At 65.4% G+C, this 16,155-nt stretch carries 18 protein-coding genes; 9 read left to right on the forward strand and 9 right to left on the reverse strand.

Going from position 1 to position 16,155, the window contains the following annotated elements:
• Window positions 1–326: hypothetical protein (locus AAFX91_RS16625; protein WP_394567161.1), on the reverse strand; the 326-nt coding region annotated here is incomplete at its 3' end.
• Between the two features lie 19 nt (window positions 327–345).
• On the opposite strand from AAFX91_RS16625, the gene AAFX91_RS16630 reads away from it, so the two are divergent.
• Complete coding sequence (locus AAFX91_RS16630; protein ID WP_394567162.1) at window positions 346–1,134, forward strand: L,D-transpeptidase family protein; 789 nt, start codon at window positions 346–348, stop codon at window positions 1,132–1,134.
• A gap of 196 nt (window positions 1,135–1,330) precedes the next feature.
• Here the strand turns inward: AAFX91_RS16630 and AAFX91_RS16635 are convergent, their stop codons facing one another.
• The 6 genes from AAFX91_RS16635 to AAFX91_RS16660 form a co-directional block, all read right to left on the reverse strand.
• Window positions 1,331–2,173, reverse strand: a complete 843-nt coding sequence (locus AAFX91_RS16635; RefSeq protein WP_394567163.1) for a DUF2076 domain-containing protein — start codon at window positions 2,171–2,173, stop codon at window positions 1,331–1,333.
• A gap of 117 nt (window positions 2,174–2,290) precedes the next feature.
• Window positions 2,291–3,136 carry a ChbG/HpnK family deacetylase gene (locus tag AAFX91_RS16640; protein WP_130582610.1) on the reverse strand — a complete coding sequence of 282 codons (846 nt, stop codon included), beginning with the start codon at window positions 3,134–3,136 and terminating at the stop codon, window positions 2,291–2,293.
• Window positions 3,133–4,179 (reverse strand): glycosyltransferase family 2 protein, encoded by a 1,047-nt coding sequence (locus AAFX91_RS16645; RefSeq protein WP_130582611.1) that lies wholly within the window; start codon window positions 4,177–4,179, stop codon window positions 3,133–3,135. The genes AAFX91_RS16640 and AAFX91_RS16645 overlap by 4 nt, the downstream gene beginning before the upstream one ends.
• 74 nt (window positions 4,180–4,253) lie before the next feature.
• Window positions 4,254–5,231: an ATP phosphoribosyltransferase gene (gene hisG, locus AAFX91_RS16650; protein WP_130582612.1), complete on the reverse strand. Its 978-nt coding sequence runs from the start codon at window positions 5,229–5,231 to the stop codon at window positions 4,254–4,256.
• Entirely contained in the window at window positions 5,228–6,391 is a 1,164-nt protein-coding gene (locus AAFX91_RS16655; RefSeq protein ID WP_394567164.1) for an ATP phosphoribosyltransferase regulatory subunit, read from the reverse strand. The genes hisG and AAFX91_RS16655 overlap by 4 nt, the downstream gene beginning before the upstream one ends.
• 232 nt (window positions 6,392–6,623) lie before the next feature.
• Window positions 6,624–7,373, reverse strand: coding sequence for a 16S rRNA (uracil(1498)-N(3))-methyltransferase (locus tag AAFX91_RS16660; protein ID WP_130582614.1), 750 nt, complete (start codon window positions 7,371–7,373; stop codon window positions 6,624–6,626).
• A 200-nt stretch (window positions 7,374–7,573) separates the two neighbouring features.
• On the opposite strand from AAFX91_RS16660, the gene AAFX91_RS16665 reads away from it, so the two are divergent.
• Together AAFX91_RS16665 and ubiA are read left to right on the forward strand one after the other, a co-directional pair.
• The gene (locus AAFX91_RS16665) at window positions 7,574–8,251 is read left to right on the forward strand and encodes a hypothetical protein (protein WP_394567165.1); all 678 of its coding nucleotides are present in this window, start codon (window positions 7,574–7,576) and stop codon (window positions 8,249–8,251) included.
• Entirely contained in the window at window positions 8,248–9,174 is a 927-nt protein-coding gene (gene ubiA / locus AAFX91_RS16670) for a 4-hydroxybenzoate octaprenyltransferase (protein ID WP_130582986.1), read from the forward strand. The genes AAFX91_RS16665 and ubiA overlap by 4 nt, the downstream gene beginning before the upstream one ends.
• Before the next feature lie 190 nt (window positions 9,175–9,364).
• Here the strand turns inward: ubiA and AAFX91_RS16675 are convergent, their stop codons facing one another.
• Window positions 9,365–9,889: a DUF6101 family protein gene (locus AAFX91_RS16675; RefSeq protein WP_130582985.1), complete on the reverse strand. Its 525-nt coding sequence runs from the start codon at window positions 9,887–9,889 to the stop codon at window positions 9,365–9,367.
• Window positions 9,890–10,138: 249 nt separating this feature from the next.
• Here AAFX91_RS16675 and AAFX91_RS16680 point away from each other — a divergent pair, with 249 nt between their 5' ends.
• Genes AAFX91_RS16680 through lpxK form a run of 6 tightly spaced genes read left to right on the forward strand, consistent with a single transcriptional unit; the run spans window position 10,139 to window position 15,647 of the window.
• Window positions 10,139–11,524, forward strand: a complete 1,386-nt coding sequence (locus AAFX91_RS16680) for a TldD/PmbA family protein (RefSeq protein WP_394567166.1) — start codon at window positions 10,139–10,141, stop codon at window positions 11,522–11,524.
• A complete protein-coding gene (locus tag AAFX91_RS16685) occupies window positions 11,511–12,320 on the forward strand; it encodes a 3'(2'),5'-bisphosphate nucleotidase CysQ (protein ID WP_130582983.1) in 810 nt (269 codons plus the stop codon). The genes AAFX91_RS16680 and AAFX91_RS16685 overlap by 14 nt, the downstream gene beginning before the upstream one ends.
• A gap of 53 nt (window positions 12,321–12,373) precedes the next feature.
• Window positions 12,374–12,625: a DUF4170 domain-containing protein gene (locus AAFX91_RS16690; protein ID WP_028166941.1), complete on the forward strand. Its 252-nt coding sequence runs from the start codon at window positions 12,374–12,376 to the stop codon at window positions 12,623–12,625.
• Window positions 12,622–13,335 (forward strand): lysophospholipid acyltransferase family protein, encoded by a 714-nt coding sequence (locus AAFX91_RS16695; RefSeq protein ID WP_130582982.1) that lies wholly within the window; start codon window positions 12,622–12,624, stop codon window positions 13,333–13,335. Before AAFX91_RS16690 ends, AAFX91_RS16695 begins: the two co-directional genes overlap by 4 nt.
• Entirely contained in the window at window positions 13,298–14,632 is a 1,335-nt protein-coding gene (locus AAFX91_RS16700; protein ID WP_130582981.1) for a 3-deoxy-D-manno-octulosonic acid transferase, read from the forward strand. The genes AAFX91_RS16695 and AAFX91_RS16700 overlap by 38 nt, the downstream gene beginning before the upstream one ends.
• Window positions 14,625–15,647 (forward strand): tetraacyldisaccharide 4'-kinase, encoded by a 1,023-nt coding sequence (lpxK, locus tag AAFX91_RS16705; RefSeq protein WP_130582980.1) that lies wholly within the window; start codon window positions 14,625–14,627, stop codon window positions 15,645–15,647. The genes AAFX91_RS16700 and lpxK overlap by 8 nt, the downstream gene beginning before the upstream one ends.
• A 106-nt stretch (window positions 15,648–15,753) precedes the next feature.
• Here lpxK and AAFX91_RS16710 read toward each other — a convergent pair whose 3' ends face one another.
• Window positions 15,754–15,978: a DUF2093 domain-containing protein gene (locus tag AAFX91_RS16710; RefSeq protein ID WP_130582979.1), complete on the reverse strand. Its 225-nt coding sequence runs from the start codon at window positions 15,976–15,978 to the stop codon at window positions 15,754–15,756.
• Window positions 15,979–16,155: the final 177 nt, after the last annotated feature.

A 16,155-nucleotide genomic window follows, 5' to 3' on the forward strand; every position in this document is an offset into this window, starting at 1 on the left:
TCAAAACGAATCGTTCCATCCAAAGCTTGAATCACAGCCAAGCACGAATGAGAATCCTGAATCCCAACAGACCCTAGGCAGAAGCGATTTAATAGGGAGTTCACATGGGAAAATTTTGCAGCGTGCGTTTCGCGTCGCGCCGCATACCCGGGATTAACCATGACGCCTGCGAATTTAAGCAAAATAAACGCTAATTTTGAAATCCGCCGCCGATTGCCGACGTGGTGAATCCAAACGCTTGTTACGTTTACCAAACCGATGCGGTTTTGATTTTGATTGGTCGCATGCCACGGCGTCTCGCGCCGAACGAGGCTGACGATTGACAAAACAGTACAGAGTACGTCGATGAAGAAAACATTCTTTGCACTTATTGCCGGCGCGTCCTTCCTGCCTGCCGCTCCGCATCAGGCGTTTGCGATCGATGGTGCGCCGCTCGCCGGGCCGACCGTGATCTATTCCTACCAGGCGCCGCCTCAGCCGGTGCGCAGGGCCTCCCTCGGTGGCGGCTTTATCGAATTCCTGTTCGGCGATGGTCCCGACCAGGGCTACCCGCAATCCTACGAGCAGCAGCCGATGTATCAGCAGCAGCCGGGTTATTATGGTGGACGGCGCACGATGCTGCCGCCGATGGATCCACAACAGCCGATGATGCGCGAGGAGCAGGCGGCCGATCCCGCGCAGCGGCCGTTCGATCCGAGATATGAGAAGCAGCTTGTCGATTATGACGGCAAGGAAGCTCCGGGCACGATCGTCGTCGATACCCCGAACAAGTTCCTTTATCTCGTGCAGGCCGACGGCAAGGCACTGCGCTACGGCATCGGCGTCGGCCGCCCCGGCTTCACCTGGTCGGGCGTCAAGACGATCTCCGCCAAGCGCGAATGGCCGGACTGGACGCCGCCGCCGGAAATGCTGGCACGCCGTCCCGATCTGCCGCGGCACATGGTGGGCGGTCCGGAAAATCCGCTCGGCGCGCGCGCGATGTATCTCGGCTCCTCGCTCTACCGCATCCACGGCTCGAACGAACCCTGGACCATCGGCACCAACGTTTCCTCAGGTTGCATCCGGATGCGCAACGAGGACGTCATCGACCTCTACGGCCGCGTCAATGTCGGCACCAGGGTGATTGTGATCTAGCGATGCTGTCGTCCCGGGCAAGCGAAGCGCAGACCCGGGACCCATAATCACGATCGTTCGTGATCTATAAAGCTGTGGCCGCTTGTTCGCGCCACAGCGCAAAGTCGGGGTTAAGGGTCCCGGCCTTCGCCGGGACGACAAAAGAGAAACGGCCGCCCAATCGGGCGGCCGTTCTGTTTTTCAATCCGCATGCGGCTTACGCATAGTCGCTACCGCCGTCGTCGCCGCCGTCATCGAACCCATCGTCGTCATCGTCGGGACCATAGCCATCGTCGTTGTTGTTGTTGTCGTTATTGTTATTGTTGTTGTTGTTCGACGCCTGGTCGTAAAGGCCGGCGCGCGAGTCGTTATCGCGTCCGCCGGAGCCGATATCGTTGACGCCAGCATCGCGCGCAAGATTGCCGCCGGACTGGTCATTGCCCCACGGTTTGTTGTCGCCGAGATTGCCGGAGTCCCCGAACGCCTGGTGACCGCCGCCACCGCCCATCAGCCCGCGGATGCTGTTCATCAAGAGCGAGCCACCGACCACGCCGGCGGCGGCCGCCGCGGCGGTGCCGAGGAACGAGCCGCCGCCACCGCCGAACGGACCCGCTTGCGGCGCGCCATAGGACTGGGGCTGCTGGCCGTAAGGCGGCTGGCCGTAAGATCCTGGACGCTGCGCCTGCTGCATCGCCTGGCCGGTATTCCAAGCGGGGCGGCTGCCACCCTCCGGCGGGCGCACCGGCGGAACCGAGCCGCGCGGCTGATTCTGGTTCTGGCCGAAGATCGCATCGCGCATCGAATCGAGGAAGCCGCCGCCTTGGCCCTGCTGCTGCGGTCCACCGCCGAGTTCTGCTTCCAGTTGCTGGATATGGTCGTTGGCGCGCTTCAGCGCCTCGTCCTGCACCAGCGCGGTCTGCACCAGCGCATAGACGGCGTTGGGCGCCTTGCGCAGCCCTTCCGAGATGGCGGCCAGCGCCTCCGGATCACGCGGGGCGTTCTCCAGCTTGGCGAGCCGGTCGAAGAGATCGTCGATCAATTGGCGTTCTTGCGGGGTCATGGCCTTCTCCATCGCGTCGATTGCGTCGAAGCGCGGAACATGTAGGGCCGCCTTTGTGGCGCAAGGAGTGGGGCCGCGAATTAAATTTGCGTATGCGACAAAAGGACCGGCGCGCCTTCAGGCGAGCGTAACATTGTTCGCCGCCAGCAGTTGCGGGAAGTGCTCGCTGCCGAGGTAGGCATGCTCATTTTCGCGCTGGGTCGTCAGCGGATCGAGCTCCTTCAGCGTCTCGTCGACGAAGCCGGGATGACACATCACGAGTCCGCCGTCGGGCAGCCCCTCGAGAAACTGTCGCATCAGGGGACCGAAATCGGGCGATCTCGAAAAATCATAGGCGCCGGCGAAAGCAGGGTTGAAGGGAATGCCGGCGCGTCGTGCACGCTTCCTGAATTGCGCGCTCAGTGTATCCAGCACCAGCGCTTTCGGCGCTCGCAAGCGTTGCGCCAGAGGATGGTTGCGTCCGCCCTGGCGCACCCAGGCTTCGGGCGCGGCGTCCTTCACGGCGCGCAAAAAGGCGTCGCGCACCTGCGGAAACAATTGCACATGTTGATGGCCGTCAACAAAGTCAGGCGCGCGGCCGAACATGTCCTTGAAGGTTGCAAGCTGCTCGACGAGCTCGGCATGGATCATCTCGCGATCGAGCCGCCGGAGCAGGCCGGCGCGCAGCAGTTTCGGAAAGGGCAGGAACAGCCCGCCATTGACGGGTCGGAAATGCATGGTCAGCGGCCGGAACGGCGCGCTCAGCGTCGCGTGCAACCCGACCGCGCAGCGCGGGCTTTCGGCGGCAACGCTCTTTAGCGCCGCCACTTCGTCGCGGCCGATCGCCGCGCCCACCACCATCACCGAGGTCGCATTCAGACGGCCGCGCGCGATGAGATCGCGAATGGCGCGGTTGACGCCCTCGCTCAATCCGTAATCGTCGGCGCAGAGCCAGATCCGGCGCGGCTGCGCGGCGTCGTTCATTCGGCCGCGGTCCGTTCGCTGCCCGCGGCAGCCGCATCAGGGCCGGCGCGCTTCTCGCTATGCTCGGCGACGAAATAGATCGGCCGCGCCTTCAGCTCGGACAGGATCTTGCCGATATATTCACCGACGATGCCGATCATGATGAGCTGCACGCCGCCGATCGTCATCAACCCGATCACGAGCGAGGGATAGCCGGGCACCTGCTTGCCGGTCGTGAAGACCTCCCACAGGATCGAAAGCCCGAACAGGAACGCCGCGGTCGCCAGCAGCACGCCGAGCAGGCTCGCGAAGCGCAGCGGCGCCACCGAGAACGATGTCACTCCTTCGATCGACAGGCCGATCAGCCGCGTCGCGCTGAAGGTGGTGACGCCATGCGCACGCGGCGCCGGCTCGTAGTCGACCCTGATCTGGCGGAAGCCGATCCAACTCGCCAGCCCCTTGAAGAAGCGGTTGCGCTCGGGCAATTGCCGCAGCGCCGCCACCGCGCGCGGCGACAGCAGGCGGAAGTCGCCGGCATCTTCCGGGATCTTCTGCCGCGCGCCCCAGTTGATCAGCGCGTAGAAGCCGTGCACCGCGAGCCTGCGCAGGAACGGCTCGTTGTCGCGATGCGCCTTCGCGGTATAGACGACATCGTAGCCGTCATCGATCCAGTGCGAGACCAGTTTCTCGACCAGGCTGGGCGGATGCTGGCCATCGCCGTCCATGAACAGCACGGCACCGCGCCGGGCATGGTCGAGGCCCGCCATCAGCGCCGCCTCCTTGCCGAAATTGCGCGACAGCGACACCACCTGGACATCCAGCGTGTCGGCGGAAAGCGAACGCGCGATCGAAAGGGTGTTGTCCTTGCTGCCGTCGTCGACATAGACGACCTCGCAAGCGAGCCCGTAGCGTTCCTTCAGCGTTCGCGCGAGACCGATCAACCGCTCGTGCAGCGGCGCCAGCCCCGCAGCCTCGTTGTAAACGGGAACGACGATCGACAGCCCTTGCGCTGCAGCATTCGCCGCGGTGGTGGTCAGGCCGGAAACGTCAGAGCCCAGCGTCATCGAGCAGGTTCCAGATTCTCAAAAATATATGGTACCGCCCGGTAGCTGTCGCCACGATGAACGAGCGTGCGGCGTCATTGCCGCAGGAAGGCCTCGAGCCTGGCGAACAGCGGGTTCTCGCGGTCGAAGACGTAGTCGAGCGAGACCACCGACACCGTATCGGCGCCATGCGCGCGCAGGAAGCTGCCGAGCGCATAGAGCTGCGCCGGTGGGCAGTGCAGCGTCAACATGCCGGATGAGGTCGGCCCGCCGAACGGGGCGACCACGCCGAAGCGGTTATGGGCTTCCGCGAGCAATGCTGCATCGCATCCTTTGAAGCGGGTGCGGACCTCGCGATACTTGTTCGCCCGGGCGCGCGCGGCAATGTGATCCAGGATGACGCGCGCGGCTTCGCGGGCCCCGGTCGACCAGTCGGCGTCCTTCGAGGCGACGAGGTTGGCCTGGCTGCGCAGGATCACACCGTCGTCGAGGACTTTCAGCCCGTTGGCCGCCAGCGTCGCGCCGGTCGTGGTGATGTCGACGATCAGTTCTGCCGTGCCGACTGCGGGCGCGCCCTCGGTCGCGCCGGCGCTCTCGACGATGCGATAGTCGAGGATGCCGCGGGAGGCGAAGAAGGTTCGCGTCAGGTTGATATACTTGGTCGCGATCCGCATCCGCCGGTGATGCTGCTCGCGGAAACCGGTGGTGACGTCGTCGAGATCGGCCATGGTGCGGACGTCGATCCAGGCCTGCGGCACCGCGACCACCACATTGGCATAGCCGAAACCCAAACCGTCGATCAGGTGCACGCGCTTGTCGGCGTCGGCGATGCTCTCGCGCACGAGGTCCTCGCCGGTGACGCCGAGATGCACCATGCCGCGCGCGAGCTGCGAGGCGATCTCGCTTGCCGACAGATAGGCGATCTCGACATTGTCCAGGCCTGAGATGGTGCCGCGATAATCGCGTGCGCCGCCGGGCTTCGACAGCGTCAATCCGGCGCGGGCGAAAAACGCCTCGGCATTTTCCTGCAGACGTCCTTTCGACGGGACGGCGAGAACGAAGGGCGCGCTCATGCCTTGCCTCCGCGCAGAGGCTTGCCATGTTGCGTCAGCGTCTCGATCCAGACGGAGAAGCCGACCGCCGGGATCGGCTCAGCCGAGCCGAGCTGCGTCATCAGTCCATCATAGCGGCCGCCGGCGACCAGCGGCTCGGCGCCGTTGCCCCTGGCGTGCAATTCGAACTCGAAGCCGGTGTAATAGTCGAGACCGCGCCCGAACGAGGTCGAGAAGCGCGCCTTGCGGGTATCGATGCCGCGCGCGGCCACGAAGCCGACGCGGCGTTCCAATTCGTCGATCGCGCAGGAGAGGTCGAGCCCGGCGTCTTCGGCCAATGCGCGCAGTTGCGCGATGGCGTCGTCCGGCTCGCCCGAGATCGACAGGAAGCGCTTGATGGTCGCAATCGCGTCGCGCGGCAGCGCGCCGGCCTTCAAGGTCGATTGTTCGAGGAAGCGGTCGGCGATCTCGGCGACGGTGCGGCCGCCGACATTGGTGGTGCCGGCGATCGACATCAGGTCGGTGACGAGCGCCAGCGCCGCCTTGCGATCGGAGCCGGCGAGGGCGGCCAGCACGCCCTGATATTCGTTACGGCCAGGACCGCCGGCGAGCGTCAGCCGCTCGATGTCGTCGGTGAGGCTGACCTTGCGGTTGAAATCCTTGACCAGGCGGCGGCGCCACACGGGATAGAGCTCGAGCGCCTCGATCAGCGCATTGAACAGAGCGACGTCGCCGGTGCGGATCTCGACGTCGGTCAGTCCGAACGCCGCCGTCGCCTCCAGCGCCAGCGCCAGCATCTCGGCATCCGCCGCGGCGCGGTCCTGCCGGCCGAATGATTCGATGCCAGCCTGCAGAAACTCGCTCGGCTGGCCGCCGCGATAACGGAATACCGGGCCGAGATAGCTGAAGCCGGCCGGCTTCCCGGCCTCCGGCGAGGCGAGGTAGTCACGCGCCACCGGGATCGTCAGGTCGGGGCGCAGGCACAGATCTTCGCCGCTGGCGTCGGTGGTGAGGTAAAGGCTCTTGCGGATACCCTCGCCGGAGAGGTCCAGGAACGGCTCGGCCGGCTGCAGGATCGCCGGCTCGGACCTGATGTAACCGGCCTGCGCAAATGACAACAGCAGTGCATCCGCCCATGCGGCGGCGGAGGCGGCACCGCGTGTGGTGGCGGTTACGGTCATCTCGACGTCCAAATCGCCCGAAAACGGGTTCCGGAGTGGTCCAAGGGGTGGCCCAAGGGCGACCCAAGGGTTTGCGGGCGAGCCCTTAGCACGGCAAAAGCGCTGTTTCGACCGGCATCGGCCAAATCGCTTAACGAGCGCGTAGCCCGGGTGGAGCGAATGCGCAACCCGGGACACCTGCATCAGCGTTTTCCGGCGGCCCCGGGTTACGCTGGCGCTCCACCCGGGCCACCTAGCCCTTTGGGCGCCAGTCGCCAAGCGCCGCCTGTACCAGGGCCAGCGCCGCGACCCCAGCGGTGTCCGCGCGCAGGATCCGCGGCCCCAGCGACAGCCGGAGGGTCTTGGGCTGGCGCAGCAGCAGCGCGCGCTCCTCCTCGGCGAACCCGCCCTCCGGGCCGATCAAGATGTCGATGCCGTCAGTGCCGGTCCCCAGTTGCAGCGCCTGCAGGGGATCGCCGAGATCGGCGGCCTCGTCGCAAAATACCAGGAGCCGGTCACCCGCGCGCTCGGTCAGGAAGCGCTCGAGCGGGACGGGGTCAGCAACCTCCGCCAGGGCGGTGATCCCGCATTGCTCGGCGGCCTCGATCACATTGGCGCGCATCCGCTCGCCGTTCACCCGCGAAACCTGGGTGAAGCGGGTCAGGACCGGCCGCAGGCGCGAGGCGCCCATTTCGACCGCCTTTTGCACCATGTAGTCGAGCCGGGCGTGCTTTAGGGGCGCGAAGACGTAGGCGATATCGGGCAGGCGGTCCTGCGGCCGGGTCTGGCGGTGGACCGTCAGCGTGTCCGCCCGCTTGCGGCCACTGAGCTCGGCCTGCCATTCGCCGTCGCGGCCATTGAACACCAGGATGGCGTCGCCGGCCTTCAACCGTAATACGTTACCGAGATAATTGCTCTGGTCGCGGTCCAGCGCGACGGTTTCGCCCGCTTGCAGGGGGGCATCAACGAACAGGCGAGGGGCGCGAAAGTCGTAGTCCGGCATCCGTTAATGTTCCGTCGTCACGCAACTCGGCCGCGCTTTTAGCCTAAAGCGCTAGAATCTGTAGCTTATTTTTGATCGATGGCGCGGCGTGACGCCGCGCTGTTGCCCCAATCCACGGGTTGTTAAGGAACGGCTGGAATCGTAAAAAGCCGCATGGAAATTGTGCTTCGTTTGGAAGCCGGCTGCCGGAGAAATATCCCTTGATGACCCGCCTGATGGTGTCGCTGACGGTCGCCGCCGTGGTGCTCCACGCCGGCCAGGCTTTTGCACAGGGCGCGTTTCCCGCGCCGCTGCCCGGTCAGCAGGCCGCAGCGCCTGCCAACGCCTCGCCCTTCCCGCCGGTGAACGGCGGGGTACCTTCCGCGTCGATCGGGGCGCCTTCGGCTTTCCCGAGCCAGGGTGCGGCGCCGATCGGCGGCGGCGGTGCCGGGTTTGCACCGCCGGCGCCCCCGTCCGGGGGCGCGGGCCCGTCGGATGCCTGCATGAAGGGCTTCGTCCCCTTGCGCGAGGAGACCGAGCGGCGCGGCAAGCTGATCAAGGCCGCCGGTGAAAAGAAGGCGGGTCCGGACGAGGCCTGCAAGCTGATCGGCAATTACAGCCAGGCCGAGCTGAAGATGATGAAATACGTCAAGGACAACTCGGCGAAATGCGGAATCCCGCCGCAGATCCTCGAGCAGCTCCAGAATGGCCACAAGAACACCGAGGCGATGCAGAAGAAGGTCTGCGCGGTGGCGCAGCAGATGGCGACGCAGGCGCGCGGTCCGGCCGGGCCGTCCTTGAGCGATGTGCTGGGGTCCGCCTCCGCGCCCGAAGCAGTGCCGACGCGCAAGGGCGGCAGCACCTTTGACACGCTGAACGGCAACGTGCTGTCGCGATGAGCGACGTCACCGCCCGTGTTGCCGATGCGACCGGCAACTGGGTCGATACCCACGCGCCGCGCTGGTCGCGGCCTTATTTGCGTCTCTCCCGCTTCGACCGGCCGATCGGCTCGTGGCTTCTGTTGATGCCGTGCTGGTGGTCGGCGGCGCTCGCCGCCGGCATCGCCCATGACCTGCACCAACTCCCGCTTGTCATCCTTCTGTTCTTCATCGGCGCCTTCGTGATGCGCGGTGCGGGCTGCACCTGGAACGACATCACCGATCGCAATCTCGATGCGAAAGTGGAGCGGACGCGGTCGCGGCCGATTCCGGCGGGGCAGGTGAGCGTGACGCAGGCGCTGATCTTCCTGGTCGCCCAGGCGCTGATCGGTCTCGTGGTGCTGCTGCAGTTCAATCGCTTTGCGGTCGCGACCGGCATCGCCTCGCTCGTCATCGTCGCGGTCTATCCCTTCATGAAGCGCATCACCTGGTGGCCGCAGGTGGTGCTGGGGCTCGCCTTCTCCTGGGGCGCCTTGATGGGATTTGCCGTCATCCTCGAGCGCATCGATCTCACCGCGCTTGCGCTCTATGCCGGCTCAATCTCCTGGGTGATCGGCTACGACACCATCTATGCACATCAGGACGCCGAGGACGACGCGTTGATCGGCATCAAGTCGACCGCACGCTTGTTCGGCGCGGCCACGCACAAGGCGCTCGTGCTGTTCTATTCGCTCGCGGTGGCCCTGATCGGGATGGCGCTCGTGCTGGCTGGCGCGCATTGGTTCGCGTGGATCGGCCTCGCCGCCTTCGCGTTGCATCTGGCGATCCAGATAAGACGACTCGACATCAGCGATCCCGCATTGTGCCTGCGCGTCTTCAAGTCAAACCGCGACGCCGGCCTCATCCTGTTCGCCGGCCTGCTCGCTGACGCCGCGATGCGCTGAGGCTTCTGCGTTGTTGCGGGGCGTGCAGAAATCACCACTCTCTCGTCATTCCGGGGCGCGCCTCTTGGCGCGAGCCCGGAATCCATTGGGCCGCATGCACTGGTGGGGAAATGGATTCCGGGCTCGCCGCTTCGCGGCGCCCCGGAATGACAGCGTGTGTTGTGGCGCGGGCCGTCGTCCCGGGTCACGTTCAATCCCGCGCGATGATCTCGTGTTCACCGCGATGGACATTCCCCGCATCAAGCGGGCCGCCACGGCGGCGGCGTACCAGGAAGCGCGGGCGGCGCGTGTGGATGACGTTGCGGCGCCTGCGCCGGGCCGCAGGCTCGCGCGGCGCTTGCTCGCTCAGTTGCGGCAGGCGGAGCACGTCGCTCCACATCTGCCAGGCGCTTTCGATCTCGTCGCGATCGGAACTGACGCCAAGCGGAATTGCGAGCGACGGATCGCGGTGGACGAGCGTCAGCATCTGCTCGTCGCCCAGGTCGCGCAACGCGACGCCGATGAAGTCGCAGACGCGAACATTGATCGCCATCCGCATGCCCTTGACGGCACGGCGCAGCACGACGCGTTCGTGGTGAAGTTCAACCTGCCGCATGCCACCGTCCGCGCGGACATCCTGCGCATGGAAGCTGAGCGGTAGAGAAAGCGGGTCGAGCCGTTGCACACGGCCCGACCCGGCGGGGTTGAGCCCGCTTGTTGCTGTTTGACGCCTCACGGCTTTATCTCCCCGCCGGGATTATGTTCCCGGTCGATGCGCGAGACCTTAGCGCAGCCGTTTCCCGATCAGCTTAAGAAGGCTGGTTAAAGAGACGTCAAAGGCGCGCATGCTTGACAAGACCTTGCCGCGCTCGAGCAATTCTTCTTCATCGCGCGGCAAAACGCTTGAAATCGCTGCAAATCCGGCCCACTTGGTGGGTTTGGCGCGCCGCGCTGCGTTGAGCCCTTCAATGTCAGGAATCTGTTCGTGAACCCTTCACCATCGCCTGCCGAAAAGTCCGCGACCGACCTGTTCGACCAGTCGGTTTTGAGTGAACTGGCGCAGCGTCTTGTCGAGGCGGCCAAGCGCGCCGGCGCGGATGCGGCGGATGCGATCGCGGTGCGCGGCGTTTCGCAAGGCGTCGAGGTGCGCGACGGGCGCGTCGAGGAGTCCGAGCGCTCCGAAGGCGACGATGTCGGCCTGCGCGTGCTGGTCGGTCAGCGCCAGGCGGTGGTCTCCACCAATGATGTCACTGGCGACGGGATCGCCAAGCTTGCCGAGCGCGCGGTCGCGATGGCGCGTGTCGCGCCCGACGACAAATATGTCGGGCTCGCGGACCCTGCGCTGCTGGCGCGCGACTTCCCCGATCTCGACCTGCTCGACCGCAATGTGCCCTCGACCGCTGAACTCGAACGCCGCGCCACCGAGGCGGAAGCGGCGGCGCTCGCCATCAAGGGCGTGTCGAAATCCGGCGGCGCGTCGGCTTCCTCCGGCATCGGCGGCATGGTGCTGGTGACCTCGACCGGTTTCCATGGCTCCTATCTGCGCTCGAGCCACGGCATCTCGATGACCGCGATCTCGGGCGAGGGCACCGGCATGGAGCGCGACTATGATTTCACGAGCGCGTTGCATGCATCCGACCTCGCTTCGCCTGCAAGCGTCGGCCGCAAAGCGGCCGAGCGTGCGGTGGCGCGCACCAATCCGCGCAAGGTCGAGACCTGCAAGGTCCCCGTCGTCTACGATCCACGCGTTGCGAACTCGCTTGTCGGCCATCTCGTTGGCGCCATCAACGGTGCATCGATCGCGCGCAAGACCAGTTTCCTGAAGGATCGTCTCGGTCAGCAATTGTTCGCGAGCAATATCCGCATCATCGACGATCCCTTGCGCGTGCGCGGCCTGCGCTCGCAGACCTTCGATGCCGAAGGCGTCAAGGTGAAGAAGACGGCCCTGATCGATGACGGCGTGCTCACCACCTGGCTGCTCGATTGCGCGACCGCGCGCGAGCTCGGCATGGCCACGACAGGACATGCGCATCGCGGCGTCTCCTCGGTGCCGTCGCCGGGGGCCTACAATCTGCATCTCGAGCCTGGCTCGGCGACGCCGAAGGAACTGATCGCCGACATCAAGCAGGGCTTTTACGTCACCGACCTGATCGGTTCGGGCGTCGACGGCGTGACCGGCGACTATAGCCGCGGCGCCTCGGGCTTCTGGATCGAGAACGGCGAGATCACCTATGCGGTCAGCGAAGTGACCATCGCAGGGCATCTGCTGGCGATGTTCAAATCGCTGGTCGCCGCGAACGATCTGGAATTCCGCTACAGCGTGAACGCGCCGACTTTGCGGATCGAGGGACTGACGCTTGGCGGACGCTGATACGGACGACGGGATCCTGGCGCGCGACGCCGCCCTGCTGGCGGAGACGGTGCGGGAAGCGGGGGCCCTGGCGCTCTCGCTGTTTCGCACTGAGTTGAAGAACTGGATCAAGGGCGCCTCATCGCCGGTGTCGGAGGCCGATATCGCGGTCAACGACCTGCTGGAGCAGCGGCTGCGTTCGGCGACGCCCGATTACGGCTGGCTCTCGGAAGAGAGCGCGGACGACCAGGCGCGGCTTGGCAAGCGCCTGGTGTGGATCGTCGATCCCATCGACGGCACCCGCTCCTATCTCGCCGGGCGCGAGGACTGGTGCGTCAGCGTGGCGCTGGTTGAAAATGCCTCGCCCGTGCTGGCGGCGGTATTCGCGCCCGCCACCGCGGAGTTCTTCTTTGCCGCGCGGGGGCAGGGCACCACGCGCAATGGCATCGCGGTGCGCGCGACCGCGGGCACCGATTTCGATTTCCCCCGCATGGCCGGGCCGAAGCCGCTCCTGCAGCGATTGAGCCCTTCGGCGCAGGAGATCACGCTGCATCCGCGAATCGGTTCGCTGGCGCTCAGGCTATGCCGGGTCGCGCATGGCGAGCTCGATGCCGCCTTCGCCGGCGGCAATAGTCATGACTGGGACCTTGCGGCGGCGAATTTGATCGTGCAGGAAGCGGATGGTAAGATGACGGCGCTCTCGGGGGATGCGATTGAGTATAATCGCCGGGAGCTGGCGCATGGGGTGCTGGTGGCGGCGGGACATGATCGTCATGCACGTATTGTCGAGCATTTTCGCAACCGCCCGTTGCACTGATCGCCTCGCGCCACAGGACTTCCCTGCCGGGCATCTCATCAGGAAAAACAATTATGTCAGATAGTGCCCAGCCGCAGCAATTATTGCATCTCGTCATTGGTGGCGAGCTGATCGACCTCCAGCACAACACCTTCAAGGATCTCGATAAGGTCGAGATCGTCGGCGTATATCCGAACTACGCCAGCGCTCACGTGGCCTGGAAGGCGAAGGCGCAGCAGACCGTGGACAACGCCCACATGCGCTATTTCATCGTCCACCTCCATCGGCTGCTCGATCCGGGTCAAGACACAAAGCCCTCCCTTTGAAACGTCTGATTCGCGATTTTTTGCGCAGCGGCCTCGTGCAGCGTGCGCTGGGCCTGCTTGCGGCCGAATATCTGCGGCTGGTCTGGCTGACCAACAGGTTCAGCCTTGAGCCGCCTGACGTCTACGAGCAGGTGGAACCGCAGATGCCCTGCATCTTCGTGTTCTGGCATGGCCAGCACCTGATGACCCCCTTCATCCGGGTCAGGGGAAACCACCGCGCCAAGGTCCTGGTCTCCCGGCATCGCGACGGCGAGTTCAACGCGATCGCGGCCGAGCGGCTCGGCGTCGGCACCATCAGGGGGTCGGGCGACCATTCCGGCAGTTTCCACCGCAAGGGGGGCGTCGGCGCCTTCAAGGAGATGCTGCGGGCGCTGGAGGATAAGTGGAACGTCGCGACCACCGCCGACGTGCCCAAGCAGGCCCGGGTCGCCGGTCTCGGCGTCATCATGCTGGCCCGCCAGTCGGGCCGGCCGATCATGCCCTTTGCCATGGTGACCAGCCGGTTCATCCGGTTGAAAAACTGGGATTCCACCACCATTAATTTGCCATTCGGACGGGGCGCACTGGTGGGCATCGATTCCGTGGAGGTGCCGCCCGACGCCGACGCCGAGATGATGGAAACGTTGCGGCTCAGGGTGGAGGCCTTGCTGAACGAAGCGACCCGGAAGGCCTATGCGGCCGTCGGGCGTCCGGAGGGAGCTCTTGGCTAACTCGCTGCCGATGACGTTGCGGGTCTACCAAAGACTGTCGTCCGCGATGGTGCCGCTCGCACCTGCGCTGATCCGGCGGCGGCTGAAGCTCGGCAAGGAGGATCCGGCTCGCGTTGGCGAACGGCGCGGCGTCAGCGCCGATGTGCGGCCGCACGGGCCGCTGGTCTGGATCCATGGCGCCAGCGTCGGCGAGGTGCTGGCGGCGGCGGCGCTGATCGAGAAACTGCGCGAGCTCAATTTGCGCATCCTGCTCACCTCCGGCACCGTCACCTCGGCGGCGATCGTTGCCAAGCGCTTTCCGCCTGACGTCATCCATCAATATGTGCCCTATGATACCCCGCGCTATGTCGCGCGCTTCCTCGACCACTGGCGGCCGTCGCTGGCGCTGTTCATCGAGTCGGACCTCTGGCCGAACCTGATCCTTTCTAGCTCCGCGCGCCGCCTGCCGATGGTGCTGATCAACGGACGGATGTCGCAGCGCTCGTTTCCGCGCTGGCAGCGGATGTCGCACACGATCTCGGCCCTGCTCGACCGTTTCGACATCTGCCTGGCCCAGTCGAGAATAGACGCCGAACGCTTTGCGGCGCTCGGCAGCCGCAATGTCGTCATCACCGGCAATCTCAAGCTCGACGTCGCGGCGCCGCCGGCCGATCCTGCCAAGCTGGAGCGGCTGATGGCGGTGACGCGCGGCCGGCCGATCGTGGTCGCGGCCTCCACCCATCCCGGCGAGGAAGAGCAGCTCGTGGAAGCGCATCGCGCGCTTGCGGGATTCTTTCCCTCGCTGCTCACCGTGATCGTGCCGCGCCATCCCGATCGCGGCGAAGCGGTTATGCGCGTTGTCGAGGCCGCCGGCCTGCACAGTGCGCTGCGGTCGCGCGAGGAACTGCCGATTGCGACCACCGATATCTATGTCGCCGACACCATGGGCGAGCTCGGCCTGTTCTATCGGCTGGCGCCGATCGTGTTCATGGGCGGCTCGCTGGTTCCGCACGGCGGCCAGAATCCGATCGAGGCCGTGAAGCTTGGCGCCGCGATCGTACACGGTCCGCACGTGTTCAATTTCACCGATGTCTATGAGGCGCTCGACCGTGCCGGTGGCGCGCGGCGCGCGGAGACACAGGAAGCATTGGTGAAGCAGCTCGGCCAGTTGCTGGACAATGCCAAGGCGCGCGAAGCCTCGCTTGGGGCCGCCGAACATGTGGTGCAGCAGCTCGGCGGCGCGCTGGAGCGAACACTTGCGGCGCTCGAACCGTATCTCTTGCAGTTACGGATCGAGATGGGAGCCGCCAATGCGTGAGCCGGCCTTCTGGCACGGTCCGGCATCCTGGAAATCGCATCTGTTGCAGCCGCTCGCCACGCTCTACGGCGCCATCGCCGCCAGGCGTCTGCAGCGCAAGGGGATCGACGCCGGCATTCCCGTGCTCTGCGTCGGCAATTATCATACGGGCGGTGCCGGCAAGACGCCGACTGTGCTGGCGCTGGCGAAGCTGCTGCGCGAACTCGGCGAAGTGCCTGTTGTGCTCAGCCGCGGCTATGGCGGCGAGTTGCGCGGGCCGGTGCAGGTCGATCCTTCCAGCCATTCCGCCGCCGATGTCGGCGATGAGCCGTTGATGCTGGCCGAGCGGCTACCGGTCGTGGTCGCGCGCGATCGCGCTGATGGCGTCGCGCTGGTGAAGTCGCTCGGCGCGAGCGTACTGGTGATGGATGACGGCTTCCAGAACCCGGCGGTCGCCAAGGATGCCTCGATCATCGTGATCGATAGCCAACGTGGCCTTGGCAATGGGAAAGTGTTTCCGGCCGGCCCGTTGCGCGCGCCGTTGGCGCCGCAGGTTGCGCGCACCGACGCGCTCGTCGTGGTCGGCGACGGTACTGCTGCGAAGATGCTGGCGACGGAGATTGCCGTGCGCGGAAAGCCCGTGCTGGCGGCGCAGCTTCGGCCGGACGATGCATCGCTTACGTCGCTGCAGGGCCGCCGCGTGCTCGCCTTTGCCGGTATCGGCGATCCCGCGCGCTTCTTCAACACCCTCCGCAACAGCGGCGTCGACGTTGTCAGGGAGAGCGCCTTCCCCGATCACCACGTGTTCTCGAAGGCCGACATCGATAGCCTGGTGTCGGAGGCGAGAGGCGACGGGCTGACATTGGTGACCACGGAGAAGGATCTGGCGCGGCTCAAGCAGCGCGGTGAACTACCGGTCTGGGCGCAGGCGGTGGTGCCGTTCGCGGTGACACTGGAGTTCGAGGATGCAGCATTGCTGCGCAAATTCGTCTCAGACAGCCTGTCCAAAGCGCGCGGAAACAGGCTCCGTAGCTGACGTCCCCTTTCGTAGCCCGGGTGGAGCGAAGCGCAACCCGGGACATCTGTGTCCGCATTGAGAGGGCCCCGGGTTACGCTGGCGCTCCACCCGGGCTACGGCAGCACTATCCCTGCTTCAGCGCTGCGGGAAAATGCCGCTGCAGCACCGCGGTCGGGGTCGCATAGGCCTCCTGCAGATCGACGCTCCAATATTTCAGTTCGTCGAGCGGGATCCGTACGTCCGTGATGGAGCAGCGCACATAAGTTCCGGGCGAGACCACGCGGAAATCGCCATCGAGATATTGCACCTGCGCTTCGCCATGACCCGAGGGACCGAACTTGTTCAGCACTATGAAACTCTCCGCCCGGCCTTAACGCGAGGCCTCGTTGGGGTTGCGGTTTATACCTACCATAAATAGGCTGTAATGTCCGCAGGTTAAACCACCGACTTGTGATGAATTGCGGCCAGACTGCATGATAGTTTCGCACCCGTGGTCCGCTCGGTCAGCAGCGCCACCATGATCCGG

The organism is Bradyrhizobium sp. 31Argb (genome assembly GCF_043638955.1).
GTDB lineage: Bacteria > Pseudomonadota > Alphaproteobacteria > Rhizobiales > Xanthobacteraceae > Bradyrhizobium.

What these genes read in the sequence shown, in the direction of transcription:
- ubiA (WP_130582986.1), top strand. Translation starts at nt 8,248, where the DNA reads ATGAGCGACGTCACCGCCCGTGTTGCCGATGCGACCGGCAACTGGGTC.
- hisG (WP_130582612.1), bottom strand. Translation starts at nt 5,231, where the DNA reads ATGAGCGCGCCCTTCGTTCTCGCCGTCCCGTCGAAAGGACGTCTGCAG.
- AAFX91_RS16635 (WP_394567163.1), bottom strand. Translation starts at nt 2,173, where the DNA reads ATGACCCCGCAAGAACGCCAATTGATCGACGATCTCTTCGACCGGCTC.
- AAFX91_RS16640 (WP_130582610.1), bottom strand. Translation starts at nt 3,136, where the DNA reads ATGAACGACGCCGCGCAGCCGCGCCGGATCTGGCTCTGCGCCGACGAT.
- AAFX91_RS16700 (WP_130582981.1), top strand. Translation starts at nt 13,298, where the DNA reads ATGCGGCCGTCGGGCGTCCGGAGGGAGCTCTTGGCTAACTCGCTGCCG.
- AAFX91_RS16655 (WP_394567164.1), bottom strand. Translation starts at nt 6,391, where the DNA reads ATGACCGTAACCGCCACCACACGCGGTGCCGCCTCCGCCGCCGCATGG.
- lpxK (WP_130582980.1), top strand. Translation starts at nt 14,625, where the DNA reads ATGCGTGAGCCGGCCTTCTGGCACGGTCCGGCATCCTGGAAATCGCAT.
- AAFX91_RS16690 (WP_028166941.1), top strand. Translation starts at nt 12,374, where the DNA reads ATGTCAGATAGTGCCCAGCCGCAGCAATTATTGCATCTCGTCATTGGT.
- AAFX91_RS16645 (WP_130582611.1), bottom strand. Translation starts at nt 4,179, where the DNA reads ATGACGCTGGGCTCTGACGTTTCCGGCCTGACCACCACCGCGGCGAAT.
- AAFX91_RS16660 (WP_130582614.1), bottom strand. Translation starts at nt 7,373, where the DNA reads ATGCCGGACTACGACTTTCGCGCCCCTCGCCTGTTCGTTGATGCCCCC.
- AAFX91_RS16630 (WP_394567162.1), top strand. Translation starts at nt 346, where the DNA reads ATGAAGAAAACATTCTTTGCACTTATTGCCGGCGCGTCCTTCCTGCCT.